26 protein-coding genes are annotated in these 25,704 nt (G+C 32.2%); 23 read left to right on the top strand and 3 right to left on the bottom strand.

Going from position 1 to position 25,704, the window contains the following annotated elements; genetic code table 11:
* The first annotated feature begins 77 nt into the window (after window positions 1-77).
* From Q0807_RS11765 to Q0807_RS11710, 12 genes are all read left to right on the top strand, one after another.
* Entirely contained in the window at window positions 78-1,037 is a 960-nt protein-coding gene (locus tag Q0807_RS11765; protein ID WP_299110115.1) for an MBL fold metallo-hydrolase, read from the top strand.
* 45 nt (window positions 1,038-1,082) lie between these two features.
* A complete protein-coding gene (locus Q0807_RS11760) occupies window positions 1,083-2,531 on the top strand; it encodes a nuclear transport factor 2 family protein (RefSeq protein WP_299110112.1) in 1,449 nt (482 codons plus the stop codon).
* Window positions 2,532-2,603: 72 nt separating this feature from the next.
* Window positions 2,604-3,233: an O-methyltransferase gene (locus Q0807_RS11755; protein WP_299110109.1), complete on the top strand. Its 630-nt coding sequence runs from the start codon at window positions 2,604-2,606 to the stop codon at window positions 3,231-3,233.
* A 7-nt stretch (window positions 3,234-3,240) separates the two neighbouring features.
* Window positions 3,241-3,438, top strand: a complete 198-nt coding sequence (locus Q0807_RS11750) for a hypothetical protein (protein ID WP_299110106.1) — start codon at window positions 3,241-3,243, stop codon at window positions 3,436-3,438.
* 4 nt (window positions 3,439-3,442) lie between these two features.
* Window positions 3,443-3,823, top strand: coding sequence for an ester cyclase (locus Q0807_RS11745; protein ID WP_299110103.1), 381 nt, complete (start codon window positions 3,443-3,445; stop codon window positions 3,821-3,823).
* A gap of 6 nt (window positions 3,824-3,829) precedes the next feature.
* Window positions 3,830-4,459 (top strand): ferric reductase-like transmembrane domain-containing protein, encoded by a 630-nt coding sequence (locus Q0807_RS11740; protein ID WP_299110100.1) that lies wholly within the window; start codon window positions 3,830-3,832, stop codon window positions 4,457-4,459.
* A 99-nt stretch (window positions 4,460-4,558) separates the two neighbouring features.
* On the top strand, window positions 4,559-6,169 hold the full coding sequence (locus tag Q0807_RS11735) for a glutamate synthase-related protein (protein WP_299110097.1): 1,611 nt from the start codon (window positions 4,559-4,561) through the stop codon (window positions 6,167-6,169).
* Between the two features lie 6 nt (window positions 6,170-6,175).
* Entirely contained in the window at window positions 6,176-6,910 is a 735-nt protein-coding gene (locus tag Q0807_RS11730) for a hypothetical protein (protein ID WP_299110094.1), read from the top strand.
* Window positions 6,911-6,924: 14 nt separating this feature from the next.
* The gene (gene egtB / locus Q0807_RS11725; protein ID WP_299110230.1) at window positions 6,925-8,082 is read left to right on the top strand and encodes an ergothioneine biosynthesis protein EgtB; all 1,158 of its coding nucleotides are present in this window, start codon (window positions 6,925-6,927) and stop codon (window positions 8,080-8,082) included.
* A complete protein-coding gene (gene egtD, locus Q0807_RS11720) occupies window positions 8,083-9,030 on the top strand; it encodes an L-histidine N(alpha)-methyltransferase (RefSeq protein ID WP_299110091.1) in 948 nt (315 codons plus the stop codon).
* A gap of 1 nt (window position 9,031) precedes the next feature.
* The gene (locus tag Q0807_RS11715) at window positions 9,032-9,700 is read left to right on the top strand and encodes an aspartate/glutamate racemase family protein (protein WP_299110088.1); all 669 of its coding nucleotides are present in this window, start codon (window positions 9,032-9,034) and stop codon (window positions 9,698-9,700) included.
* Window positions 9,701-9,801: 101 nt separating this feature from the next.
* The gene (locus tag Q0807_RS11710) at window positions 9,802-10,665 is read left to right on the top strand and encodes an SDR family oxidoreductase (protein WP_299110085.1); all 864 of its coding nucleotides are present in this window, start codon (window positions 9,802-9,804) and stop codon (window positions 10,663-10,665) included.
* Window positions 10,666-10,758: 93 nt separating this feature from the next.
* Here the strand turns inward: Q0807_RS11710 and Q0807_RS11705 are convergent, their stop codons facing one another.
* Window positions 10,759-12,756 (bottom strand): collagen-binding domain-containing protein, encoded by a 1,998-nt coding sequence (locus tag Q0807_RS11705; RefSeq protein WP_299110082.1) that lies wholly within the window; start codon window positions 12,754-12,756, stop codon window positions 10,759-10,761.
* 290 nt (window positions 12,757-13,046) lie between these two features.
* Window positions 13,047-14,273: a hypothetical protein gene (locus Q0807_RS11700; RefSeq protein ID WP_299110079.1), complete on the bottom strand. Its 1,227-nt coding sequence runs from the start codon at window positions 14,271-14,273 to the stop codon at window positions 13,047-13,049.
* Window positions 14,274-14,382: 109 nt separating this feature from the next.
* Between Q0807_RS11700 and Q0807_RS11695 the strand changes: the two genes are divergently transcribed.
* The 5 genes from Q0807_RS11695 to Q0807_RS11675 all read left to right on the top strand — a co-directional run bounded on the left by Q0807_RS11695 (window position 14,383) and on the right by Q0807_RS11675 (window position 20,457).
* A complete protein-coding gene (locus Q0807_RS11695; RefSeq protein ID WP_299110076.1) occupies window positions 14,383-16,737 on the top strand; it encodes a TonB-dependent receptor in 2,355 nt (784 codons plus the stop codon).
* A 59-nt stretch (window positions 16,738-16,796) separates the two neighbouring features.
* A complete protein-coding gene (locus Q0807_RS11690; RefSeq protein WP_299110072.1) occupies window positions 16,797-17,825 on the top strand; it encodes a hypothetical protein in 1,029 nt (342 codons plus the stop codon).
* A 2-nt stretch (window positions 17,826-17,827) separates the two neighbouring features.
* The gene (locus Q0807_RS11685; protein ID WP_299110069.1) at window positions 17,828-19,102 is read left to right on the top strand and encodes a cytosine permease; all 1,275 of its coding nucleotides are present in this window, start codon (window positions 17,828-17,830) and stop codon (window positions 19,100-19,102) included.
* A gap of 232 nt (window positions 19,103-19,334) precedes the next feature.
* Window positions 19,335-19,961, top strand: a complete 627-nt coding sequence (locus Q0807_RS11680) for a TetR/AcrR family transcriptional regulator (RefSeq protein ID WP_299110063.1) — start codon at window positions 19,335-19,337, stop codon at window positions 19,959-19,961.
* A 10-nt stretch (window positions 19,962-19,971) separates the two neighbouring features.
* Window positions 19,972-20,457, top strand: coding sequence for a DUF962 domain-containing protein (locus tag Q0807_RS11675; RefSeq protein WP_299110060.1), 486 nt, complete (start codon window positions 19,972-19,974; stop codon window positions 20,455-20,457).
* Between the two features lie 90 nt (window positions 20,458-20,547).
* On the opposite strand, the gene Q0807_RS11670 is transcribed toward Q0807_RS11675, so the two are convergent.
* Window positions 20,548-21,192, bottom strand: coding sequence for a thiamine phosphate synthase (locus Q0807_RS11670; protein ID WP_299110056.1), 645 nt, complete (start codon window positions 21,190-21,192; stop codon window positions 20,548-20,550).
* Between the two features lie 143 nt (window positions 21,193-21,335).
* Between Q0807_RS11670 and Q0807_RS11665 the strand changes: the two genes are divergently transcribed.
* The 6 genes from Q0807_RS11665 (at window position 21,336) to Q0807_RS11640 (ending at window position 25,129) form a co-directional block, all read left to right on the top strand.
* Window positions 21,336-23,078 carry a chondroitinase-B domain-containing protein gene (locus Q0807_RS11665; protein ID WP_299110053.1) on the top strand — a complete coding sequence of 581 codons (1,743 nt, stop codon included), beginning with the start codon at window positions 21,336-21,338 and terminating at the stop codon, window positions 23,076-23,078.
* Window positions 23,079-23,356: 278 nt separating this feature from the next.
* The gene (locus tag Q0807_RS11660) at window positions 23,357-23,491 is read left to right on the top strand and encodes a hypothetical protein (RefSeq protein WP_299110050.1); all 135 of its coding nucleotides are present in this window, start codon (window positions 23,357-23,359) and stop codon (window positions 23,489-23,491) included.
* 32 nt (window positions 23,492-23,523) lie between these two features.
* Complete coding sequence (locus Q0807_RS11655) at window positions 23,524-23,838, top strand: HPF/RaiA family ribosome-associated protein (RefSeq protein WP_299110048.1); 315 nt, start codon at window positions 23,524-23,526, stop codon at window positions 23,836-23,838.
* A gap of 13 nt (window positions 23,839-23,851) precedes the next feature.
* Window positions 23,852-24,229 (top strand): hypothetical protein, encoded by a 378-nt coding sequence (locus Q0807_RS11650; protein ID WP_299110046.1) that lies wholly within the window; start codon window positions 23,852-23,854, stop codon window positions 24,227-24,229.
* Window positions 24,230-24,442: 213 nt separating this feature from the next.
* Complete coding sequence (locus tag Q0807_RS11645; protein ID WP_299110044.1) at window positions 24,443-24,892, top strand: pyridoxamine 5'-phosphate oxidase family protein; 450 nt, start codon at window positions 24,443-24,445, stop codon at window positions 24,890-24,892.
* Between the two features lie 78 nt (window positions 24,893-24,970).
* Entirely contained in the window at window positions 24,971-25,129 is a 159-nt protein-coding gene (locus tag Q0807_RS11640; RefSeq protein WP_299110042.1) for a hypothetical protein, read from the top strand.
* Window positions 25,130-25,704: the final 575 nt, after the last annotated feature.

Genomic DNA, 25,704 nt, shown 5'->3' with positions numbered 1-25,704 from the left:
ACTCACATTCATCTTTAGTTAAGTTTTATGCTGCTATAATTTTGCGGTATTAATTATTAACATAAAAAATAAAAATGATGAAGTATTTTAAATTAAAATTTATTGCCATTATTATGTTGGCTTTCACAGTTTTCTCTTGTAGTAATGATGACGATGATTCAAATTCACAACATGTTATTGATTTTGGAATAGCTCCATCAAGTTCGATTATAACTACAGGTTCTGTGAATGTAATTACAGAAAATACCGTAAGATACCACACTATCAATTTTGATACTGCTCCATATACAGTAACTATTGTAGAGACGGAAAACAATGTTGTTTTGGTAGATTTAGGACCTGCACCTGTTTTTGCAAATGAATTAGAAGCATATGTAGATGCTATTAATAAATCAGGAGCAGTAATTATTACCCATAATCATGGCGATCATTATGGTGGTGCAGCAAATTTTACAGATTTAGATTTTTATGCCGAAAGCACTGTTGCTGCAGAATTAAATAATACTGTAGACTTTACCAATTTATATCCTAATAATGTAATTGGAGTTACTGGTTCTCAAGAAATAGGAGGTTTAACTTTTATTTTTGACAAGGTATCTAACGCTGAAACTGGAGAAAACGGTTATATCTATAACGAAGAACATAAGGTTGTTTTTGCAGGAGATCTTGTTTATAATTTATCGCATCCATATTTAAGAGAATACACACCAAATAGTGGAGAGGATGAGATTAATAATTGGATTGCTGGTCTAAATATATTGAAAGTAAACTTTGCTAATTACAATCATCTTTTTGTAGGTCATAATGGTTCTCGCTCTGATGTTGGCACTGCTATCGATGAAAATATTGATTATTTACAAAATGCTCAAGGTATTATAAAAGGTACTCAAACCATTACTGGTGGTGGCACAGCTACTACACACCAAGAAGTTATAGACGAACTAGAAGTGTTGTATCCAACATATTTAGACGGCGGACTTTATTTATCGTTACCAGAAGCCTTTTTCCCAGGAGATCTAGGTGCAGATTGGTTTTAATCCTGCTTACAAAAAATTATTACCCAATATTAAAATATATTAAAAATGAAAATTAAATTAATAGCATTAGTCATACTAGGTTTATTTGTTGGCAGTTGTAGTAATGCAAAATCTGTTTTAGAGGTTACAACCTTCAAAACAAAATCTGTTACCAATACACCGGTTTTTAATAAACTTGATGCTGAAATAGAAGCCAATTTCACAAAAAAGCAGCCAGGTTTTATTAAGCGTCAAAGTGGTATCAATGAAAATGGAGAATATGTGGTTTTGGTATATTGGGAAACTCTTGAAAATGCCAAAGCATCCATGGAAAAATTTATGTCTGATGCATCTGTAGCCGATTATGCTTCTATGATTGAGGGTGCTTCTATGAAAATGTCTCGTTATATCATTGATGATAAATTTAAGGCAACTAATAGCAATTTTGTTGAAGTCATGTCTTTTGAAACAAAAGAAGGTATTGACATGAATACATTTAATAAAATCAATAAAAGAGTAGAGAAAGGGTTTACATCAAAACAAGAAGGTTTTTTACAACGTATTACTGGTGTAAATGAAAATGGAGAGCAAATTGTTGCTGTGTATTGGGATAACAAAGGTCATTCTGATGCAGCTTTACAACCATTTATGAACAATAACATATCCAAAGAATTTATGGGTATGATGAATCAGTCATCCATATGGATGGGACGTTATCAAACACTTAATTCATTAAAAAACAATGGTGCTAAATTATCAAAAAAGGATAAAGTAGTCGCATTATTAAACAGTTTTAATACAGGAGATAAAACACCAATTTCTTATATCAATCCTAACAAATACATTCAACATAACTTAGGTGTAGCAGATGGTTTAGCTGGTTTTGGAGCAGTTATGCAACATGCGCCTCCAGGAGGTTTTAAAGCAAATGTAATTCGTGCTTTTGAAGATGGAGAATATGTGTTTACGCAAACTGAATATGATTTTTACGGACCAAAAGTAGGGTTTGATGTATTTCGTTTTGAAGATGGTTTAATTGTAGAACATTGGGATAATCTATTAGAGATTCAAAAGCCAAATCCAAGTGGACACACTCAATTTGATGGCGCAACTGAAGTATCAGATTTAGAAAAAACAGAAGCAAACAAAAATACGGTTAGTCAGTTTCTTGAAAAAGTAGTCATAAATCATGAAATGGATAAATTGACGACTTATATAAATCCTGAAAAATACATCCAACACAATCCAGCTATTGCTGATGGTTTGGAGGGCTTTGGCGCAGCAATGCAGTATTTTGTTGAAAACGGATTGGTTATGGAGTTCACGAAAGTACATAAGGTATTAGGACAAGGCAACTTTGTGTTAGCAATGAGCGAAGGAAAATTTGGTAAAGGTGAACACACAGCTTTTTATGATTTATTCAGACTTGAAAATGGACAAATTGTTGAACATTGGGATGTAATTGCACCAATTCCAGCAGAATCTGAATGGAAAAATACAAACGGTAAGTTTTAATTAAATAGTGATTAATAGCATGAAGGAGTATCAATACTATTTTGATATTCCTTCTTTTTTAAAATAGAAAATATGATAACTTCACCACAAAATCAAATAAAAACAACCATAAGCGAACTATTTGAAGATTCAAAATACGATATGCTAAAAATGATGAAGGGTGCAGCAAAAAGTATTTTTAGACGAATGCAACCATTAGATTTTAAAGATGCATATCTGTCTATTTCTAAAGAACAAGGCCAAGGATTAATAAAACTAATTAAAGATAATAAACTAAAAAATATTGTAGAATTTGGAACTTCTTTTGGTATTTCAACACTGTTTTTAGCTCAAGGTGTCATTGAAACAGGTGGACACATAATTACCACAGAATTAATTGACTCGAAAGCCCAAAAGGCTATAGATAATTTTAAAAAAGCAAGAGTTAGCGACCTTATTGATGTAAGAATTGGAGATGCTATGGAAACCTTAAAAAATCATGACGATCCAATTGACTTATTATTGTTAGATGGATGGAAAGATTTGTACTTACCTATATTTCAAATGCTAGAATCTAATTTTCATAGCAATACATTTATCTATGTTGATAATGCAGAAATGGCAGAAACTAAAGCATTTATAAATGTTATTCGTCAAAATAGTAAGTATCAATTAAAGTATCAATTTGGCGGAAAAGTAGTATTAATAACCATTAAAAAATAATGAGATTATGAGTCAAGTATCTAATTGCCCAACTTGTGGTGGCAAGTCAAAAATAAAAGAACTTAACAGTGTGATTTCTTACCAATCCCTTCAAGATGAAGAATTGATAAAAAAAGTAGGTCAACTTAAAAAAGCAATGCAAAAGTTTAAAGAAAAAGCCGAAGCTTTAGAAAAAGAATTAGAAGAATTAAAGTCTAAAACGTAACAGTATGAATACAGAACTGAATAAAAAAAATGCCATTGCGTTTTACAAAATGGCTTATGAAGGCAACCCAACCAAAGCTGTAGAATTATATGTTGGTGAAACATATATACAACACAACCCAATGGTTGCTGATGGTCCACAGGCTTTTATAGATTATTTTGACAGAATGCAAAAGGAGTTTCCTGTAAAATCTATTGATTTTGTAAGAAATGTTGCAGAAGGTGATTTAGTAGCATTGCATACACATCAAATTTGGCCAGATAATGATGAATATATTACTATGGATTTTTTTAGATGTGATGAAAACGGAAAAATTGTAGAGCATTGGGATAGTATTCAGCAAATACCAAAAACGTCTAATAATAACAATACCATGTATAAATAAGATGCTATGAATTTTCTAAAAAAGAATTTCGGTTGGATAATTGTTGCCATTTTAGCTAGTTTACCTTTATTGGTAATTTTTAAAATGATAAACGTTGATTTCTCTAATGGCTTGTCAGTTTCCTTTGCAGAGAATGTAGTGGGAAATGACAAAACAACAGTAGAGATGTTATATCATGTTTCTGGAGAATTTGCCATAAGATGGATGACAGCAGTACTAACATGTACACCAGTTTTTATTATTTTTGGAATTAACAACCTCTTTGTACGGCAAGCTATGGGAATTGCAACGGCAATATGGAGTTTAATTCATTTCGCTATTTTTATTGCAGCTGAAGGTTTTTTGGAAACATTTTCACAAGTTAATTATGTTCTAGGTTTTATTGCCATATTAATATTAATTCCGTTGCTTTTTACGTCTAATAGAAAATCTATGAAGCGACTTAAAAAGAATTGGAAAAAACTACAAAGCTTTGCATATGTTGCTGTTTTATTAAGCCTAATTCATGTTGCCATTTTAGATAAAACTTGGATGATTTATGCTGTAATTGTTGGTTTAGGTTTCGTTATAAGAATTCCGGTTGTAAAAAATAAATTCGTTATTTTTAGAAAAAACAAAAAAATTGCAAATTCTTAGTCAAGTTGGTCAGTCTTTACTTTTATATTTTGTGCTTCTGTAATTTTTTTAAAATTGGTTCGACCTAAAGAGAATCAAAAACCAAAAAAAGCTCAAAAAATGAAACAACCAACCAAAGTATTTAAAGTAAGTCAATTAAAAAATAAAGAGCCTGAACACGCTTTGGTCAATGGTTTAGATTTAGTCATTGTAAAGTTCGATGACGATATTTCTGTACTTTATGGAAGGTGTTTGCATCGAGGCGCTTTAATGTCTGATGGACATGTTGATGGACACAACTTAATTTGTGGTGTTCATGGATGGGATTATCGTGTAGATTCTGGTGTTTCTGAATACAATAACAAAGAAGTACTTCATAAATTTTCAACAAAAATTGAAGGTGATGATTTATATGTAGATGCGTTTGAAATCGATGCTTACTTAGTTAATTATCCACAACCCTTTAATCGCAACGCCTACTTAGGTGCTTATGCAGATACACATCCTGAAGAGACAGAACCATATACAGGTTATATTAAAGAATTAGCTCAAAACGGACTTAAAAATCTTGGACACCATGGGTTTTCTGCTTCCATGGGAGTGGATAGAAATACATTACCTAAATGGGATAGTATACAGTTTTTGCCAGCGCAATTAGCAACTCGTCCATTATTGGATGAAGAGTCTGTGGCAACTAAAGTGGTTATTGGTCCAAATGCTAAAAAACCATTAGAATTAGATATTCCTTTATTTGTTAGTGACATGAGTTTTGGTGCTTTATCTAGAGAAGCTAAAATCTCATTATCTAAAGGAGCAGAGCTTGCAGGAACAGGTATTTGTTCTGGTGAAGGCGGCATGCTTCCTGAGGAACAAGCTAATAATTCGAGATATTTTTATGAATTGGCATCCGCTCAATTTGGGTTTTCTTGGGATAAGTTAGATAATGTTCAAGCCTTTCATTTTAAAGGTGGTCAAGGTGCAAAAACAGGCACAGGAGGACATTTACCAGGTAGTAAAGTAAGTAAAGAAATTGCTGAAGTAAGAGGATTAAAAGAAGGAGAAACGGCTATCTCACCAGCAACGTTTCCTAATTTTCATGGTGTAGATGATTTTAAAAAATTCGCGAAACAAGTTCGTGAGAGAACTGGTGGAATTCCTATTGGATTCAAAATAGCAGCAAGTCATATTGAAAAAGATATCCAATTTGCACTCGATGTTGGTGTGGATTACATCATACTCGATGGTCGTGGTGGCGGAACAGGTTCTGCACCAACCATTTTAAGAGACCATATAAATGTGCCAACAATTCCGGCATTAGCTAGAGCGCGTAAATATTTAGATAAATTTGGAGCCAACCATGTTACTCTAGTAATTACTGGTGGATTAAGGGTTGCAGAAGATTTTGCAAAAGCATTAATGCTTGGTGCAGATGCCATTGCAGTTTCAAACTCTGCTTTACAAGCCATTGGTTGCTTAGGCATGCGCGCTTGTGGAAGTAACAATTGTCCTGTGGGAATTGCAACTCAAAAAGAATCTTTACGTAGTCGATTAATTATAGACTCTTCAGCAAAACAATTACATAACTTTTTTGATGCTACAAATGATTTAATTAAAGTCGTAGCAAGAGCTTGTGGTTATGATGATGTCAATAAATTTAATCACGATGATTTATCCACTTTTGATGTTGATATTCATAAACTTACAGGAATTAATTACGCAGGAATAAACTAAGAATCCATGAAAGAACAAATGCATTTAGCTGCACAATATTTAGCAGCAGCAGGAATTAGTTTCCTTGACAAAAAAGCTGATGACAGCCATACCAATTTAGGATTTAATATTAAAAATGGCACTTTAGAAACACATGTGCTCTCAGAAAATGGAGACCAATTATGTCTAAATTATAACGACTTTTCATTACAGTGGAAATCAAAAACTGGAACAGTTTCTTTTGATTTAGATGGTGCAACGCATCAAGATGTTTTAAGTTGGTTAGCAGATACTTCAAAAGCACATTTAGGTAAAGAATACAGGTATAATTTACATTACGATTTACCATACAGTATTAATAATTCTTACGTTTTTCAATTAAAAAGTACGGAAGAATTACAAGAGTTGGTACAATTGAGAACGATGGCACAATTAAGTCTCGAGCAAATTAATAAAGACTTTGGTAAAAATGCAGACATCAGGATATGGCCTCATCATTTTGATACTGGTATTTATAGTCAATTGCTTAATAACGACATATATTTAGGGCTTGGGCTTGCCATACCAGATAGTTTAAGTGATTACCATTATTTGTACATCAGTGGTTATAAAGAAAATAACACTATAAATCCATCTCATTTTAGTTCACTTAAAAAAGGTGATTGGAAGACTGATGGCTTCAAAGGTGCTATCTTACCAGCTTTAAATGTAACAGAAGCTGATGCTGTAGATTTTTTTAAAGAAGCAATTAACCAATATTAATAGTTAAACAATTTATTTTGTCCAAAGAAATTATACATACATATAAAAACATCCGACAACAAACGGAAGCTATTTGTAAACCCTTACAGATAGAAGACTATTCGATTCAAGTCGTACAATTTGCAAGTCCGGCAAAATGGCACTTAGCACATACAACTTGGTTTTTTGAAACCTTTATTCTTAAAAATTACGTTCAGAATTATATAACTTTTGATGCTGATTTTAACTTTTTATTTAATAGCTATTACAATAATGTGGGAGACCGAATATTGCAAACCAATAGAGGTAATATGTCGCGACCTAGTACAGATAAAATCTATGAATATAGAGCTTATGTAGATGCTAAAATACAAGAGCTTTTAAGTGCTATTTCCGATACTAAAATAATAGAATTAGTAACATTAGGTTTAAACCATGAGCAGCAACATCAAGAATTATTGGTGACAGATATAAAGTACATGCTTGGTCACAATCCTCTTTTTCCTGTGTATGATGAAGATTTTAATCTTATAAAAGATACAAATTCAAATACCGAAAGCATCAAGATTAAAGCTGGCATTTATAAAATTGGTCACCAAGGAGATGACTTTTGCTATGATAACGAGTTAGGTGTTCATAAAGTATATGTGGATGATTTTGAGATAAATAATCATTTGGTGACTAATGGAGAATATCTAGAGTTTATGGCATCTGGTGCCTATTCTGATTTTAATCTTTGGTTAGATGAAGGTTGGTCTTGGGTCAATAAAAATGATATAAAATCACCATTATATTGGCATAATATTGAAGGAGAATGGCATTATTATTCCCTTTCAGGATTACAAAAAGTAGACAAAAATGCGATATTAAGTCATATCAATTATTACGAAGCAAATGCCTATGCGGAGTGGAAAGGTATGCGATTGCCAACAGAATTCGAATGGGAGATTGCTGCTCAGCAACTACATTGGGGAAAACGTTGGGAATGGACAAACAGTGCCTATTTACCATACCCAAATTTTGAAAAAGCAAATGGAGCAGTAGGTGAGTATAACGGCAAATTTATGAGTAATAAAATGGTATTGCGAGGCGCATCTGTGGCAACATCTAAAAATCACAGCAGACCTACATATCGTAATTTTTTTAACCCAACAGAAAGCTGGCAATTTACTGGAATAAGATTAGTAAAATAGATGATTGAAACGTTTAAGAAAGAAGTAAAACAAGGATTAGAGAACCATCCAAAAACGCTACCTTCAAAATATTTTTACAACAAAATCGGTGATGCCCTTTTTGTTGAAATAATGAATCTTCCTGAATATTATTTAACACGTAGTGAGTTAGATATTTTTCAAAATAAAACCCAAGATTTAATTAGTGCTTTTCAGTTAAAGCCAGACTCTTATTTTGAACTTATTGAGTTAGGTGCAGGTGATGGTTTAAAAACAAAAAAACTTCTAAACGCATTAGATGCTCAACAGTTTAGTTTCGATTATTTTCCAATTGATATCTCTGCAAACGCATTGAGTTTGTTAAAGGAAGATTTATCGGAAGTTTTACCAAACGTTTCTGTAAAAACACAACAGGGTGATTATTTTGAAGTATTAGCGTCTTTAAAAGAAAGTAACAAACCCAAAGTTATTTTGTTTTTAGGGTCTAATATTGGAAATATGAATGATGAAAAAGCCGCACAATTCATCTATAATTTAGGCGCTAATCTAAAACCTGGTGATAAATTGTTATTAGGTGTAGATTTAATAAAATCTAAGGATATTGTACTTCCTGCTTACAATGATAATCAAGGGATTACCGCAAAATTCAACTTGAATTTATTAGAACGAATCAATAATGAATTAGGAGGTGATTTTAACCTGAATCAATTTAAACATGAGCCAGAATATAATGAAGATGATGGCATTGCGAAAAGTTTTATTGTTAGTACAACCCAACAAACGGTGCACATAAAATCTATTGGAGTTTCCTATCATTTTGAGGCTGGTGAAAAAATACATACCGAAATTTCAAGAAAATATAATGATGCTTTGATTGAACAAATTATTGCAGAAACAGATTTTAAGCTAGACACCAAAATAATGGATAGCAAAGCCTATTTTGCAGATTATATTTTGACAAGAGACTAAAATGCCAGAAACAAAACTTGCCATATTAGGACTTGGGAGTCGTTCAACCTTATTTTATTTGAGCGAATTGAATCGTTTATACAATGAAGCGAAAGGTGGTTACAGCACATGTCCATTTGTATTATTAAATATAGACTTCAACGCTATTAATCCTTTATTACCAAACCCTTCAAAGGAATTAGATGCGGCTCTAAGAGTTTATACAAGCAAAATAGAAACCTATAATATACAGCAGGTTTTAGTTCCAAATATTACACTTCACGAAACTATAGATAGATTAAATATCACCAAAAACGTACTGCATCCTGTTCATTTGAGTATTAAAAGAATTAAAGAAAACAATTGGACTAAGGTTGTTTTGTTTGGTTCGTTATTCAGCATGAATGCTACATATATTAAAAATCAATTTGTAGCAAATGGTATTGAAGTCATATTGCCTTCTGAAGAGGATATGCTAATTATCGATACTGTGAGAAAGCAAATTTACAGCGAAACTGAGACAGCCCAATTAATTGAAAAATATCATAGTATAATAAATACTTATACAGCTCAACATCCTGTGGTATTATCTTGTACAGAGTTATCTATTTTGAAACCAAAAGGGAATAAGAATCTATTAGATATGGCAGATGTACAAATAGAAGAAGCTATAAAACACTGTCTAGCTTAGCGCATACATTTACCATTTTTTGGCTAAGATTCATCTTAAGTTTTCTTAGAAAATCAGGCATCTTTGTATGAGCAAATTATTAATTGTTAAAAACAACTATCATGAAAATAGCAGTAACATCAGCAAGCGGAAAATTAGGCGCTTCCATAGTGAAACATCTTGTGAATTTAATTGGTAAGGATAATGTAATAGGAATTGCACGTACACCAGAAAAAGCAGCGCATTTAGGTGTTGAAATAAGAAAAGGAGATTATAACAGTAGAGAACAGTTTGATGCCGTTTTAAGTGGAATAGATGCTGTTTTATTGGTTTCCGGAATGGACACACCAGATAAGAGAATTGTGCAACATAGAAATGTTATTGAAGCAGCAAAGCAAAATGGTGTTAAAAAAATAGTGTACACAAGTATTGTTGGAGCCGAAGAAAACAATGCATTTAGTCCAATTGTACAAACCAACAGGCAAACCGAAAAAGATATTCAAAACTCAGGATTAGAATGGGTTATTGGAAGAAACGGCATTTATATAGAACCAGACTTAGAATACATAGACACCTATGTAAAAGAAGGTGAAATAAGAAATTGTGCTGCAGATGGAAAATGCACATACACAAGCCGAGAAGAATTAGGTTATGCTTACGCTAAAATGTTAACTGAGGAGAAACACAATAATCATATTTATAATCTTGTGGGTAATGCCATTACACAAAAGCAACTTGCAGAGGATATTAATACGGTTTTTAATACCAATTTAGTTTTTAAAAACGAATCTGTTGAAGCATACAAAGCAGAAAGAATTGAAGCTTTAGGTGATTTTATGGGAACTGTTATTGCAGGTATTTATGAAGGCATTAAAGAAGGTGCAAATGATGTGCCTTCAGATTTTGAAACAGTTACAGGAAGACCACATTTATCTGCAATAGAAATGATGGAAGCCTTTAGGAAAGCGGAAACGGAAAACAAATAAAATAACTAAAGCATAGTGTTAAAATTAAAAGCCAGATAAATAATATTTATCTGGCTTTTAGTTTTGCTTATTTAATTCTCTGCTCTTTTAGCTTTAATTTTTAATGATTTTTTTGACTATGGTGCCATCATTGGTTGTTAAACGTACAAATAGAATATGATGTCCAATGGCTGTATCACCTAAGTCTAGAGTGGTTAAAGTAGTGGCTTTACCAATAGAATTATTGATACGTTTAAGTACGTTTCCTGTAACATCAAATATTTCAATAGTGGCAGTTGTACCTATAGCTGCATTGTATTTTAAATTAATAATACCTTCAAATGGAATAGGGTATACGTCTAAATAATTAGCCGATCGACCAGCAGCACCATCTGGGTATTCACATACATCACCTATTAAATTACCATCTAAGTCTGCTTGATCCGGATTAAAAGTGTACAGACAATTATCTATACAATCTGCAACACCATCGCCATCAGTGTCAAAAAAACCTTCGTCTATAAGACCATCGCCATCATTATCAATGCCATCACAATAATCTTCCAATTCAGGAGACTCACATATATCTCCAATGCCATTTTCATCTGCATCGGTTTGGTTAGGGTTATAAGTGTCAATACAGTTATCAATACAATCCGCAACACCATCACCATCTGTATCCGCAAAACCTTCGTCTATGAGTCCGTCATTGTCATTGTCAATTCCGTCACAGATTTCTTCTTCTTCAGTAGTTTCACAAATATCTCCAATGCCATTTTCGTCTGCATCGGTTTGGTTTGGGTTGTAAGTATCAATACAGTTATCAATACAATCCGCAACACCATCACTATCTGTATCCGCAAAACCTTCGTCTATGAGTCCGTCATTGTCATTGTCAATTCCGTCACAGATTTCTTCTTCTTCAGTAGTTTCACAAATATCTCCAATGCCATTTTCATCTGCATCGGTTTGGTTTGGGTTGTATGTATCAATACAGTTATCAATACAATCCGCAACACCATCACCATCTGTATCCGCAAAACCTTCGTCTATGAGTCCGTCATTGTCATTGTCAATTCCGTCACATATTTCTTCCGTAGGCGTATCAGGTATATCTATTGTAGCATCAAATATATAAGGATGAACTTCTCCTGAATTTTGTTCAAACGCTTCAACAATAATTTGACCATCAATATTAAAATTACTTCGATTATTAAAACGTGCTTTTGGTGCATATATAGTTCCGTATATCTGTGCACCTCCAACGTAGTTTATTGTCGAAGTTATATTCGGGAAATTGTATAATATGTAAGGCGAATAACTTAATGGGCTTCCTACAATATTTGGCCAACTGTTAATGGTAATAAGCTCGTCATTATTGCTAGTATCTGTAATGTTTATAATAAAAGGCGTAGTCTCTGAAGGCTCTAAAGTATTAAATTTAATTTCAGCTAAGGCATTGAATTCGGCAACAGTTAAGTTAATAATATTGGTTTCATTAGCAATTAGATTAACCCACAACTTTCCTTGGCTTAATTCATTTTCATTCCAAGTGACATTAGTACTTTGGCTGCTTAAAAAAGTAGAAATTGTTTCAAATTGATTAAAAGCAATGTCAAAATCTATTTGAGGATTCTCTGCAATAGAACTCGCAGCTTGTGGTGTTGCTAATGCAATACTTGGCGTGCTATCATAATTATTTCCAACAGCTGTGATTCTGGTGTTACTAGTTACATTGTTTTGATCAACTTCAAAAATAGTGCTTGTTGATAAGTCACCTATTTTAACATAGTTGTTTTGTAGAATTTGTAATCTACCAGACGTATAAATTACTTTTCCGTTAACCACTAAAGCAGTAGGTTGGGAATCGCCATTAAAATAATTTACGCCACCGAAGATATTGATGGTGCCATCTAAGGTTAAATCACCACCAATAGCCCAAGATCCTTCAGATTCTGTTTTAACAGCAATAGCATTACCAGAGGTAAAAACATTAAATTGAGTTGCGGCTTCTGTTGGGTTAATTGGGTTAGTTTGGGCTTCTAAATAACTCGTAATATTTAGAAATGAGGACCCAACAACTAAACTAAATAGTAGTTTTTTAAATTCCATATCATTTGATTTTGTAGGTTAAGTAAATCAAAATTAATAATTTAAACCAAAAAAGAATGTCAGTCATCGAATAGTTGGTTTTTTACTACATTTTTTCGATGAACCGCAGACAAATAGAACTACGCTCTTAAAATTAAGCATAAAAAAAGCCACAATACTTTCCTTACTACGTTTAAAATCTAGTTTTACCCAACCTCAATATCTATTTATTTTTATATTCTGAAATAGAATATTATCGTTTTAGTCTGCGCTTATTACTAATTATAAGTATACCACCAATTGTATATGAATTAATCAATACTATAACTTACAGTAAGTTTACCATGTACTAATCTATTTTCATTGTCTATACCACTAAAAACGCCTTGTTGTGTGTTACTATCCGTTTTTAGATAATAACTTTTAAAGTAAATATTAACCCTTTGCAAGGCGATAATACCTGAAAAATTAAATCTAAAATTTACTACAGTACCTTTATTTAATAATTCAATACGGTCTTTCTCAATATAAACATTTTCCGTTAAAGTGATAATTCTAAAATTGGTTGGTAGAATTTTAAATTTTAATGTTTCTACGAAACCATCATCAAAATTAAAAGTTAAATCATAAATACCAGGAAGCTTCCCATACAATGAAGCATAAGGACTATTACTAGAAAGTTCTAATTCATTTCTTGGAACTATTCTATTATTTACTATACGTTTGTTGCGCACTTCCATAGCAATGTAAGGCGGTATTTTTGGTGATTTAGATTTCGCTTCCATTTCTTCTTTGCTATTGCATTTTTCTAAAATAGAGCGTCCAGCAACAGAATTATTAAATAAATCAAATGTGCAATACGTTCCAATAAGGTACTTTATGTTTGATGGTGATTTGTGACCTATATAATAAATCTCACTTGCACCATCAATATATCTATCGCCAGAAAGTGTATTGGTTTTTATTGAAATAGTATCACCTTGTCTTTTTATACTGCCATGACTATAATGTTCTCTAATAGTTCCATCTTCTAATGGATACATAAAAATATGTTTTATTTTTTTCCAGTTGTCATATATAATAGATTGACCTTTTAATATCGTATCATCCTCACCAAAATAATAGTTATTGTAGTAATAACTCACATCTTTGTTATGACTGTAAATAAGATCTATCTGTTTCTGGTATTCAAAATCTGATAGCTTATGGTCTTCTAAAAATGTATTTATATTATCATAACCTAAATACAGTAATAATATGGTTTTATAATATTGATTTAGCTTTATAAGAGGTTTACCTTTTTCTAAATCTCTCGATTTATCATATAAATATTTTCCATTTATAAATTCTGAACCAATGGCTTCAAAATCCGACTTTAAATTAGGTTTTTTCTCATCAAAATCTCCATAACCATACAATTGAAACGTTTTTGGTAGTCTTGTAAGTTGGTGTTTATTAATAAATACCTCATGAACTTTGTCAATTAATATTTTGAAGTATTCTGGTCTTAAAACCAAGGCATTGCTAGTTGTTTTCATAAATTCCTAAAATGATTATAAAATTATTAAAAATATTTTTAGTATTAAGAATTAACCATAATTAATATTTGATATTTTAAATTTGATTAACTAATTAATTTATTGAATCATGAAAAAAAGTATATTAATCGTATTTCTTTTAGTTTCCGCTTTAGGTTTTTCTCAAATAATTGTAACAGGGAAAATTACTGACAACACTGGTGAGCCATTACCAGGCGCAAATGTTTTAGAAAAAGGCACTTCAAATGGCGTTATCTCGGATTTTAATGGTAATTACCAGTTATTAACTACAACAGAAAATGCTGTTTTAGTAATATCTTATGTAGGTTTTGAAAGTCAAGAAATAAATGTAGGTGGATTAAGCCGTATAAATATAGAATTGGCGGAATCTGCAGAGTCTTTAGGAGAAGTTAATATTAAAGGTTTTTCTGGTGTTATTGGTAAATCTAGAAAACGTACAGAATCTATTCAAGTGACACCAGAATCGGTTACTGCTTTTAATGCTGAAGGTATAGAAAGTGCTGGAATAACAGATATTAGTTCTTTTTCAACCTTAGTTCCAAATTTAAAATTTAATTCAGCTCAATCTATAGGTTTAAATTTCATTTCTGTTAGAGGTATACCACAAGTTAGAGGAGGAGATGCACCTTTAGCATTTGTGGTAGATGGAGTTACTATACCAGATCCAAGTTTATTGAGTCAAGAATTGTATGATTTAGCTTTAGTAGAAGTTGTAAAAGGACCACAAGGTGCTTTGTATGGTAAAAATGCCATAGGAGGAGCTGTAAATATCTATACTAAAGACCCAACAAATAAAATGTCTAATCGCGTTCAATTGGGTGTTGGAAATGGCGGTTATTTTAAAGGCCAATTTATTTCGTCAGGTGCCATTGCTAAGGATAAAGTGTTTTATAGATTTTCTACGCAGTACAAAAACTTCGACGGCTTACTTACCAACGAGTTTTTAGACAAAAAGGTTGATTTTGCTGAAGATTTCAATATAAGAGGTCAAATTAAAGCCAATTTAACTAATAATTTTACGGTTTCTGCCACTTACCAATATTTTAAATTAGATGGTGGTGCAACCTATTATTCTGTCAATCCAACTGGTACTGATGGTGAGTTTACTGGTGGAATTCTCAACCCTAATCCATCAGACGGAAATAATGTAATATTTGCTGATGTATTAGGGAAATCAGATATGATTAACAATTACGGTAACTTTAAAATGGACTATAATTTAGGTGGTGTAAAATTGCAGAGTATCACTTCTTTTAATCGTGTTGAACGCTCAACCATTGGTGATTTAGATTTCTTAGAATTAGATGGATTAACACAAGGTGAAGAAATAACAACTAAAACATTTAACCAAGAACTTAGACTTTCTAATACCAATACTGATACTAAATTAGATTGGAGTTTAGGAGGGTTTTATCAAAATATTAAAAAGGAATTTTACCAAAACGGAACAACTGGAGTTGACTTTGGCGGTCCTTTTGAATACGATACTGCTGACTATTTAAATGAAACTAAAACGGTTGCTTTATTTGGATTTGGAGATTATAAAATCACGGACAAACTTACATTTTCTGCTGGATTTAGATATGATATTGACAAATTTACACAAGATGATTATTTGTTTTTAACTAACTCTGATAGAGACAATAATGAGTTTCAACCAAAAGTTTCACTTTCATATCAAGCAAATAAAAATGTATTGTTTTATGCTAATTACGGAAGAGGTTATAGAAATGGAGGATTTAATGCTCAAGCGACAGATTTATTTAACAGAGATTTTGACGACGAGACATCAGACAACTATGAATTTGGTTTTAAAACAACCTCTTGGAATGACCGCTTAATTTTCAATGGATCTGTGTTTAGTTCAAAATTAAAGAATCAACAACAATATATATTAGACCTTAATACGTTTATTGCTGGAGTTTACAACTATGATGAAACTAAAATATTTGGCTTTGAAATAGAATCTCGCGCACGTTTAACCAACTATTTAGATGTATTTGCCAACTTTGGATTATCTGATGCTGAAATCGTTGAAGGTGGAACTACAGGAGGAGATAATGGCACAACTACGGACAACTCTAACTATAACGGAAATAAGACACCTTTTGTACCTGTGAGTACATTTGCTGTTGGTTTAGAATCCTCTTTCAATATAACAGATACATTAAAATTTAATGGATTTTTAAATTTAGATACTACAGGGAAAACGTACTGGCACGAAAGCAACCAAGATGCTAATACCACAGACCCTTATTCTCTTTTAGATGCTAGAGTAGGTCTATCGTACAAGAACTGGAAATTAGAGATTTGGGGCAAAAACCTAACTGATAAACAGTATTACCAAGAATTCTCACCAGGAGAATATGTTGGTAGTCCAGATGATGTGGCTTGGAGAGGACAACCGCTTTCAGTTGGCACCTCATTGTCTTTCAAGTTTTAAAACGATTTAAATAATTAGTGGAATTTTCCGTCTTTCTTTTGTAATAAAATATTAAAAACATGCAATCACAAATCACTGAATTTGCTAACATATTAATTAATAATATGTTTAAAGTAAAAAAAGGCGAAACCGTTGCCATTACGGTAGATATAGGTTCTAAGCCCGAAATTGTTGAAGCCTTAGCTAAAGCCACACAAGATGTTGGTGGCTTACCGTTATTAATGTGGATTCCTAAAGCGGAAAAAGATAGTCAAGCTGGCATGAAAGATTGGCCTTCTGAAGCACTTACTGCAGCACTTTGTAAAGTTGACGTTTGGATAGAAGCTAATTCTGTGGTTCTATTATATTCCGATATTTGGGAAACAGCTATGAGAGATAATAAAAAATTACGTTACCTCATTATTGCAGACAGTTCTATTACTTCTCTACATCGTGTTTTTACTGGTTTTGAAATTGAAACCTTAAAACAGTTGCTGAGTGAAGTTACCAAAATGGCTAAGGCTTCTAAAAAAGTACACATTACTAGTGATAATGGAACTGATGTGTCTTATGACGTTGATTTAAATTATGCATTCGATTATGATGATGGCGATTTTTCAATGCCTAAATTTGGTACAGCACCTGGTTTTGTAAATATTGTTCCGAAATTAAGTAGCATGAATGGCACTATAGTTTTTGACCATTTACAGCATACCAGTTTAAATAGTAATGTAACATTTACTATGAAAGAAGGCCTAATTATCGAAGTCAGCGGAGGGGAAGAGGCCCATCAATTTAAAAGCTATTTAGAGGCTTTTAAAGATAAAAACATGTACAAAATATCACATAATATGCTAGGTTTAAATCCAAAGGTGAGAGAGTTAACACACGAGCTGGTAGAAGATGAACGTATTTGGGGAGGCGTAGATTTTGGTTTTGGACATACAAGCCCTATGGACATGCCTCCTTTAGGACAAGAAGCAGTATCTCATTTTGATGGCGTGGTTGTTAACACTACTATCTATTTTGATGATATTAAAATTACAGATAAAGGAAACGTATGTCATAAAGATTTAAAACTACTAGCAGATAAATTATTAAATAACTAAACATGGCAGAAGAAGGAAACCAATATACTACGACCAAAGTACAACCAAAAGATTTTGTTTCTGGTTGGGTTGTTGGTTTCATTATTGCCAGCACAGGTTTATCCGTTTCTACATTATTTTTAGGTTCAGAAATTGCTCTTAATTTAGGACTCAAGCAAGCATTAATAGCCTTTGGTATTTCCACATTTGTATTAACTATAATGTGCACGGCCACCACATTAATAGGTAATCGTTCTCGCTTATCAACTTACATGATTCTGCATTTTAGTTTTGGAGAATATGGCGCTAAGATTGTAAATTTTATTTTTGGTATAACTTTAATTGGTTGGTTTGCTGTAGCCATTGAGCTTTTAGCCATTGCTATATATGATACATCAATAAGTACATTTAAAATTGAAGTATCAAAAGAACTCATAATAATAGTAACAAGTTTATTCATAACTATAACAACTGTTTATGGTATTCGTAGCATTGAAAAACTTGCTAATATCTCAATTCCTATTTTAACAGCTTTTTTAGGCTATGTATTTTATCTTTCAGTTGAGGATTTAGATAGTCTTTCTCAACTTTTCAACTATGTACCTAACGAAAGTACAATGACACTTTTTGAAGCTACATCAATCTTAGTAGGTGCAGCTATTCTGTTTCCGGTATTAATGGCAGATTTTTCTAGATTTATAAAAACAGATAAGCAAAGTTTATTGTCCGTATTAGGTTTAACTATTGGCACACCTTTAGCTTATATGCTTAGTGCTGTGCCATCAATACAAACTGGCGAAGTAGATATTATTAAGATAATGGAACAATACAATCTTGTAATTCCTGCTTTTATATTATTGTTTATTGCAACCTGGAGTACTAATGCCACTAATTTATATTCCGCTAGTCTAACATTTTCAACAATTAATAAAAACTGGACATTCAAAAAAGTAGCTATTGTTTCAAGTATTTTGGGAACTATTTTGGCGCTTTTAGGTTTTGCAACTTATCTCTTTGATTTTTTAGAGTTTTTAGGAATTCTTGCGCCTTCAATTTCTTCAATATATTTTATTCATTTCTTTTGGATAAAAAATCAGAAATATAATCTAGAAGACATTAACAAATGGGAATTCCCAGCATTAATAAGTTGGGTGTTGAGTTCAATCATTACTATTTTTACTTATTTAGAAGTATTTGAACTTACAAAAGCGTATTTCATTGATTCTTTTCTACTTGGTGGACTTATTTACTTAATATATATGAGAAAAAAAATCTTCAAAAAGAACTTAGATGATTAGAGTTTTACCTAAAGCTTAAACTAATTTTATATCTCTGTAATCAATTTAGAATTCATCGAGAAAAAGTATAAATTTTCATAAAATAAAACACTGTACGAGATAAACCTTCCTCAATCGGTATAGTTAATAATTTCTTTTTTCAAAACACTAATTAACAATAACCTTAATTAGTCAACGTCTACTAATTATTTTTATATTCTAGTAATTATGTTCTATATTCGTAACCATCATTATGAAACATAAAATTAAAACAGAAGCGATTTCTTTATTTAATGTCTTAGGATTTTCGGTAGTTTCTATGAAACAAATAGCCGATAAACTTGGGATTAGTGCAGGGAATTTAAGATATCATTACGTAAACAAGGAGGCTTTATTAAAGGTTATTTATACAGAAATGTATGATGAAACATTAGATTATATTCTTCCAGAGAACACCTATATCACTTTGTTTCATTTTGAAGAGATGATGCAGAAATTTGATAATCTGCAGCAACGTTATGCCTTTTTCTTTAAAGACATAGTGCACATCTCTACTGTTTACCCTAGCATTTCAAAACCATATGAAGCCTCAAATTTAGTGCGTTTTAAAGATGCTAGAAAACTGATTGATTACTATGTAGAATCGGGTAGAATGGTAGCAGAAAACCAAACTATTGATTACGATCAGGTTATTTATACCATTTGGATGATTAGCACATTTTGGCAAGCCCAAAAAAAAATAATGAAAACGGAACAGTACGAGGTTAACAAGCGACCATCTATAGAAATTCAGTGGAATTTGCTCTTGCCATATTTAACTGAAAAAGGGTTAAACGAATACCAAGAACTCCGAAAATTTATTAAAACAACAACAAACTAAATACTATTAGATGAGAAAAATAGATGCCCTTTTAAGCGAATATGCAGTGAGTCACCAAACCAAATTAAATATTGCCATACATTATGTTTGTGTACCTCTCATCTTTTTTAGTCTTATTGGTTTATTGGCTAGTATTCCTGTACCAGAAGCTATACGTGCTGTTTTTCCTCATGTTTTGGTACCTTATATTCATTTTGGGACGCTTGTAATTGTATTAGGTCTCATCTATTATTTGCGTTTATCTCTTGTATTATTTATTGGTATGCTTGTGTTTTCTGCGATTGTACTTTTAACAATAGACCAAATTTCGCTATTACAAATTGCACCACTTTGGCTAGTGATGCTTGGCATTTTTGTAGTGTCTTGGATTGGTCAATTTATAGGTCATAATCATGAAGGTAAAAAACCATCATTCTTAAAAGATTTACAGTTTTTAATGATTGGTCCTGCTTGGACAATGAGTCATTTATTTGATGCTTTTAAAATTAAGTTTTAATAAACCCAAGCTTACTTCTTTTCATATAAAAAGTTATTTGTAAATCTTGATTGATTCTAAGTCGGCATGATTACTATGTAAGAAAAGCTTTTATTTGAATGTATGGCGTTGTTCTGCTGTAGCAGAAGCATTTAACAATTGATTAAATGTTTTTATGCTATCAAAATCATTAGTGATTTCAGTAGCAACTGCTATACCAGAAATACCAGCTTCTAATATCGCTTTAACATCATTTGTAGTAATTCCTCCAAAACCAAGAATTGGAGTCTCGGTGTTTAAAACTTCAGTAATTGCCGTGTAACCTTTTAAGCCTAAAGCCTTAATTAAAGGGTTAGTGTCTGCTGCAATTCTAAACGGACTTAAGCTAATATAGTCAATGTTTTTAGCAATTAATGTTTCACAATCTTCCAGATTATTTGCAGTGCCTCCAATCATTTGCCAAGTAAATAAATGTTTTCTAGCCACAGTAGGACAGATGTCAGTTAATCCTAAGTGCACACCATCAGCTTTAACGTCTTTAGCTATTTTGTAATGATCATTAATGATTAATCGGGTTTGATAATGAGAAGTGATTTCTCGAGCTTCTGTTGCTAATTTTAATATCTTTTTCTCAGATATATCTTTTAAACGCAACTGTACTAATTCGGCACCAGACGTACATGCTTTTTGAATATTAGCAATATGCTCCTTTGGAGAATTTCCTTGAGTTATATAATGTAGCTTAGGTATTATCATGTTGAATGCAGTAAATTAAAAGAGGTGCAAAAATACAACTGTTTAAGACCCAAATACAGCATATGTTTATAAAACATCTATTTTATAAATGTGTATATTTGAAATTGGTTAACCAGTTTGGTGTGCCATTTTATAAAGAAATTATGAAAAATTATGTAACACTGTTTTTACTCGTATTAATTATTAATGTTAACGCACAAATTGTTAATACTAACACCGAACTTCAAAATGCGGTATCAAATGCCCAGGCTGGCACTATCATTGAACTTGCTGATGGCACTTGGACTAATGTGCAATTATCCATAAATGTCACTGCTACGGCATCGCAACCATGTGTTATAAAGGCTCAGAATCCTGGAAATGTGTTTTTTGAAGGACGTTCAAACATCAGCTTAGGAGGTTCGTATATTATTTTTGAAGGTGTTATTTTTCAAAATGCATCTGGATTAATATCTAATAATGATAGAATAGAGCCTATTATCGAATTCAGAGATACTAGCAACAACGATTGTTTTAATTGTACAGTTAGAAATATAAAAGTGGATGCTTATAATGGGACGTCAGCACAAGAAGAGGACGTTTTTAAATGGGTTATTATTTATGGCGCCTATAATGAGGTCAGCTATTCGTCTTTTATTGGAAAAAATGGCGTTGGTAGTATTATCAACGATAACCATAACAATTCTACACCAGATTATTCTAAAATACATCATAACTATTTTGCAGATAGAGTTCCTGTAAATAATGATGTTTTAGGCTTAAATGACCAAGATGCGATAAGAATTGGTGTTAGTACAACATCGCTTTCCGATTCCTTTACTGAGGTTTATGATAATCTTTTTAATAATTGGGCTGGTGAAGTAGAGATCATTTCAAACAAAAGCGGAAGTAATAAATATTACAATAACACTTTTAGGGATTACCAAGGTACTTTAACGCTTAGACATGGCAATAATACTGAGGTTTATGGAAATTATTTCTTCGGGAATAACAATTCATTTTCGGGTGGTGTAAGGATTATTGGCGAAGATCATAAAGTCTATAATAATTATTTTGAAGGGCTTAGATATAGAAAACCAAGTGGTTCAGGTTCTAGCACTACAGGAGCTTTAAATGTTATGAATGGTTTAGAAAATTCGCCTTTAAGTGGTTATTATCAAGTAAAAAATGTGCTTGTAGTTAATAATACATTAGTGGACTGTGATCTCGGTATTAGAATCGGAACGAGTTTGAGTGGCGCGACTCTAGCCCCAGAAAACTTAATAGTGGCTAATAACATCATCTTAAACTCAAGTGATAATGCGTTTCAAGAAACTACAGCACCTATAGGGAATTCAATCTACGAAGGCAACATCACTCAAAACGGAAGTTGGGATTTAAGCAATGGTGTCAATTCAAATCAGACGGTAACTTCTGGTTTATTAACTAGTGGAAGTGATTTTTACAGACTAGCCACAGGAAGCGCAGCTATTGATGCAGGTGTAGGAACGTATTCATTTTTAACCAATGATATTCTCTATGGAAACAGAGACGCTAATTTTGATGCAGGAGCAGAAGAGTTTGGCGCAGGTGGAACCGTTGGACCTTATGACGTTGCTAATGTTGGTAGTACCATAGGTTTTGGTGCGTTTAATGCTTTGTCTGTTAGTGATGTAACTTTAGAAGCGAATGCTCTTAAATTGTATCCTATACCTAGTTTTGGTGAATTAATTATTTCAAAAAAGAATGAAGTTATCGGAACAATCAACATATTTGATATTCAAGGAAAATTACTTCTTACTAAGCATATAGAAGATGAAAGTGCTCAAATTGATATTCGTGAGTTTTCTTCTGGTGTTTATATTTTAAAAACTGAAACGGCTTCGGTTCGTTTTGTGGTGGAGTAGGTGTTAGTGTAAGCAATGGTTTATGAAACCCTTAAATACTTAATTAAATAAAATCCTCAAATATCTTATCTTTTATATCTACTAAACAAGTCCTATTATAGGTAGCCCTTTTTTTTTGTTTAGAATAAGGAGGTAATTCTATGCCATTATTTTAGTTCTACAGAAGGTTATCTCTATAGCCTGAAGGCTAGCTTTAACAAAGACTTAACCTTATTTCATCGTGCATCCGTAAGTAATACGTTACCTTATAAGTAATTAAAAATCAATAAAATACATTTATGAGCGATAACAGAAAATTTAAGACTAAAGTACGTCAAACCAATCCTACAAATCCAACTGGTGGAACCGATATTAAAAATAGAGAATTTAATATCGATAAAAAAACCATAGATGAAAACCAAAGTAGAACATAAATAATTCCCCTTAATAATTAAATAATACAATTATGACAATTCAATTTAATACCGATAAAACAATAAGTGGAAGTGAAAAAAATCAGAACTATTTTACAGCCATGATTGCAGAAGCTTTAACTAATTATGAAGACCATATTACAAGAGTAGAAGTTCATCTTGCCGATGAGAATGGAAATAAAGAAGGCGTCCATGATGTGCGATGCTTACTAGAAGCCAGAATTGAAGGCAAACAACCGATTGCTGTATCATGTCAAGATAATACCGTTGAACTTGCCGTGTCAGGCGCTATAGATAAACTTAGCGCTTCTTTAGATACCATTTTTGGTAGATTACAAAATCATTAAAACACTTCATAAAATGAATACTCAAAAAAAATTAGGAATATGGATGGATCATTCAACCGCAAATTTGATTGATTTAGCCTCCAAGAAAAACAGTTATGCTATCGCATCTAAATTTACTTTCGATACAAAAGAAGATGCATTAAATAGAAGCGAAAGCCTTATGCATAATAAAAGGCAGCAAATGCAAGGCGATTATTACAAAGACATTGCAGCTGTTATTTTAAAATATAACAAGGTGCTTTTATTTGGTCCAACGCATGCCAAAACTGAACTCCATAATTACTTAAATACCGATTTACATTTTAAGGACATTAATGTTAAGGTAGAATCAGCAGATAAGATGACAAATAATGAGAAAGTTGCTTTTGTAGAAAACTATTTTAACAAGTAATTATTGAGCTATTAATCACATAAGTGATTTTAAACAAAGTAAAAGCATCAATACCATAGTGTACAATTACATTATAAAATTGGTGCTTTTTTTATAGGCTTAAACATTATAAGTTTTAGCAAAACATAGTGTTGGTGGTTTCTTATTAAGTTGACTGTAGTCATTCTGCAGGTCTAAACAATGTATTACTTTTAAAATTAAATAATAGAAATTATGATTGACAACTTAAATACTAATGAAAAAGCCTTCATACTTCATACGAATTACATTGGTGATTTAGGCTATTTATATCATAATGAACCTTCAATTGCACCCATTACTTATTTTTATAATGAAGACGAAAATAATATTACGTGTCATTTAAGTAATACACATAAAATAAAAGCTTTACGAGAAAATCGTAGTGTGTCGTTATGTGTCTCTGCAATCCACTCTATTAATGATTGGAAATCGGTTTTAGTGCATGGTACTTTTAAAGAGCACAAAGGCAGTGGTGCTAAATCCATACTCCACAATATGCATTTAGGGATACAGAAACTCATGAGAAATAAGAAAGAAAGCCAATTGGATTTTATCAATCAGTTTTCTAGTAAGATTAATAAAAACGATATTCCCATCATATTTACTATAGAAATAGATGCTATTACTGGAACACGGAATTGATATTTATAGTATAAAATCCAACCAACTGTTAGACTAACAGACAAACCATTTTTACATTTAAATACTACTACAAAAAAAATGAGCTTATGGTCTGTCGCTGGCATAGGTGTTGGTGCTATGATTGGTGCAGCAATATATGCTCTTATGGGAGAAGCAGTTGCCATTGCAGGCAAAGCGGTTTACATCTTATTTATTATAGGCGGCATTGTAGCAGCTATTATTGGCTATTATTTATGAAATAAACAGTCAATAGTGGAGATTAGGGTGTTTTATAGTTGTAATGGATATATGAGTTCCGATCCTAGATTTGAATTAATAATAATGATTATTGCTCATTATTTCTGAAAATCGTTGCTTCCGATTGTATCGGAATGTGGTGGTTCTTGTTTACTTTTTTATTGTTTCTTTGGTTAGTCATTTCCTACTTGGTGTCATAGTGTCTTCTAATCCTTTATTCTTTGTAGGAATTTACTATAGCTGACCCGACGCATATCCGACGCATACCCGAAGGAGACCCGACGCAAACCCGAAGGAGCACCTATTGTACATTATGACCATTTTTGATGCTGTTTTTATAAGAGTTTATATATTCTGGTGGTTCTGGCCGATTTGCTGGGTTTAGAGATAGTGCTTATCGTTTGGCTTTGAGTTTTGAGATGGAGTGATTGGCTATGCTTGAGGAGTAGGTGATTTGTTTGCTTATGTGTTCATTTTGCCTTGATGCAAAACGAACCAAAAAATCAAAACGATTTGTTAGGAAATTACCTGAGGTACCATTCGCTAAGGCATTAATGATTTAAGGTTTTTATGAT

Origin of the sequence: uncultured Winogradskyella sp., assembly GCF_947495255.1 — a bacterium.
Lineage (GTDB): Bacteria > Bacteroidota > Bacteroidia > Flavobacteriales > Flavobacteriaceae > Winogradskyella.
Note: the sequence above shows the minus strand (reverse complement) of the source record. Positions and strands in the feature narration are given on the sequence as shown.

Coding starts and splice junctions, on each gene's coding strand:
- Q0807_RS11765 (WP_299110115.1), top strand. CDS start 78: ATGAAGTATTTTAAATTAAAATTTATTGCCATTATTATGTTGGCTTTC.
- Q0807_RS11760 (WP_299110112.1), top strand. CDS start 1,083: ATGAAAATTAAATTAATAGCATTAGTCATACTAGGTTTATTTGTTGGC.
- Q0807_RS11755 (WP_299110109.1), top strand. CDS start 2,604: ATGATAACTTCACCACAAAATCAAATAAAAACAACCATAAGCGAACTA.
- Q0807_RS11750 (WP_299110106.1), top strand. CDS start 3,241: ATGAGTCAAGTATCTAATTGCCCAACTTGTGGTGGCAAGTCAAAAATA.
- Q0807_RS11745 (WP_299110103.1), top strand. CDS start 3,443: ATGAATACAGAACTGAATAAAAAAAATGCCATTGCGTTTTACAAAATG.
- Q0807_RS11740 (WP_299110100.1), top strand. CDS start 3,830: ATGAATTTTCTAAAAAAGAATTTCGGTTGGATAATTGTTGCCATTTTA.
- Q0807_RS11735 (WP_299110097.1), top strand. CDS start 4,559: ATGAAACAACCAACCAAAGTATTTAAAGTAAGTCAATTAAAAAATAAA.
- Q0807_RS11730 (WP_299110094.1), top strand. CDS start 6,176: ATGAAAGAACAAATGCATTTAGCTGCACAATATTTAGCAGCAGCAGGA.
- egtD (WP_299110091.1), top strand. CDS start 8,083: ATGATTGAAACGTTTAAGAAAGAAGTAAAACAAGGATTAGAGAACCAT.
- Q0807_RS11715 (WP_299110088.1), top strand. CDS start 9,032: ATGCCAGAAACAAAACTTGCCATATTAGGACTTGGGAGTCGTTCAACC.
- Q0807_RS11710 (WP_299110085.1), top strand. CDS start 9,802: ATGAAAATAGCAGTAACATCAGCAAGCGGAAAATTAGGCGCTTCCATA.
- Q0807_RS11705 (WP_299110082.1), bottom strand. CDS start 12,756: ATGGAATTTAAAAAACTACTATTTAGTTTAGTTGTTGGGTCCTCATTT.
- Q0807_RS11700 (WP_299110079.1), bottom strand. CDS start 14,273: ATGAAAACAACTAGCAATGCCTTGGTTTTAAGACCAGAATACTTCAAA.
- Q0807_RS11695 (WP_299110076.1), top strand. CDS start 14,383: ATGAAAAAAAGTATATTAATCGTATTTCTTTTAGTTTCCGCTTTAGGT.
- Q0807_RS11690 (WP_299110072.1), top strand. CDS start 16,797: ATGCAATCACAAATCACTGAATTTGCTAACATATTAATTAATAATATG.
- Q0807_RS11685 (WP_299110069.1), top strand. CDS start 17,828: ATGGCAGAAGAAGGAAACCAATATACTACGACCAAAGTACAACCAAAA.
- Q0807_RS11680 (WP_299110063.1), top strand. CDS start 19,335: ATGAAACATAAAATTAAAACAGAAGCGATTTCTTTATTTAATGTCTTA.
- Q0807_RS11675 (WP_299110060.1), top strand. CDS start 19,972: ATGAGAAAAATAGATGCCCTTTTAAGCGAATATGCAGTGAGTCACCAA.
- Q0807_RS11670 (WP_299110056.1), bottom strand. CDS start 21,192: ATGATAATACCTAAGCTACATTATATAACTCAAGGAAATTCTCCAAAG.
- Q0807_RS11665 (WP_299110053.1), top strand. CDS start 21,336: ATGAAAAATTATGTAACACTGTTTTTACTCGTATTAATTATTAATGTT.
- Q0807_RS11660 (WP_299110050.1), top strand. CDS start 23,357: ATGAGCGATAACAGAAAATTTAAGACTAAAGTACGTCAAACCAATCCT.
- Q0807_RS11655 (WP_299110048.1), top strand. CDS start 23,524: ATGACAATTCAATTTAATACCGATAAAACAATAAGTGGAAGTGAAAAA.
- Q0807_RS11650 (WP_299110046.1), top strand. CDS start 23,852: ATGAATACTCAAAAAAAATTAGGAATATGGATGGATCATTCAACCGCA.
- Q0807_RS11645 (WP_299110044.1), top strand. CDS start 24,443: ATGATTGACAACTTAAATACTAATGAAAAAGCCTTCATACTTCATACG.
- Q0807_RS11640 (WP_299110042.1), top strand. CDS start 24,971: ATGAGCTTATGGTCTGTCGCTGGCATAGGTGTTGGTGCTATGATTGGT.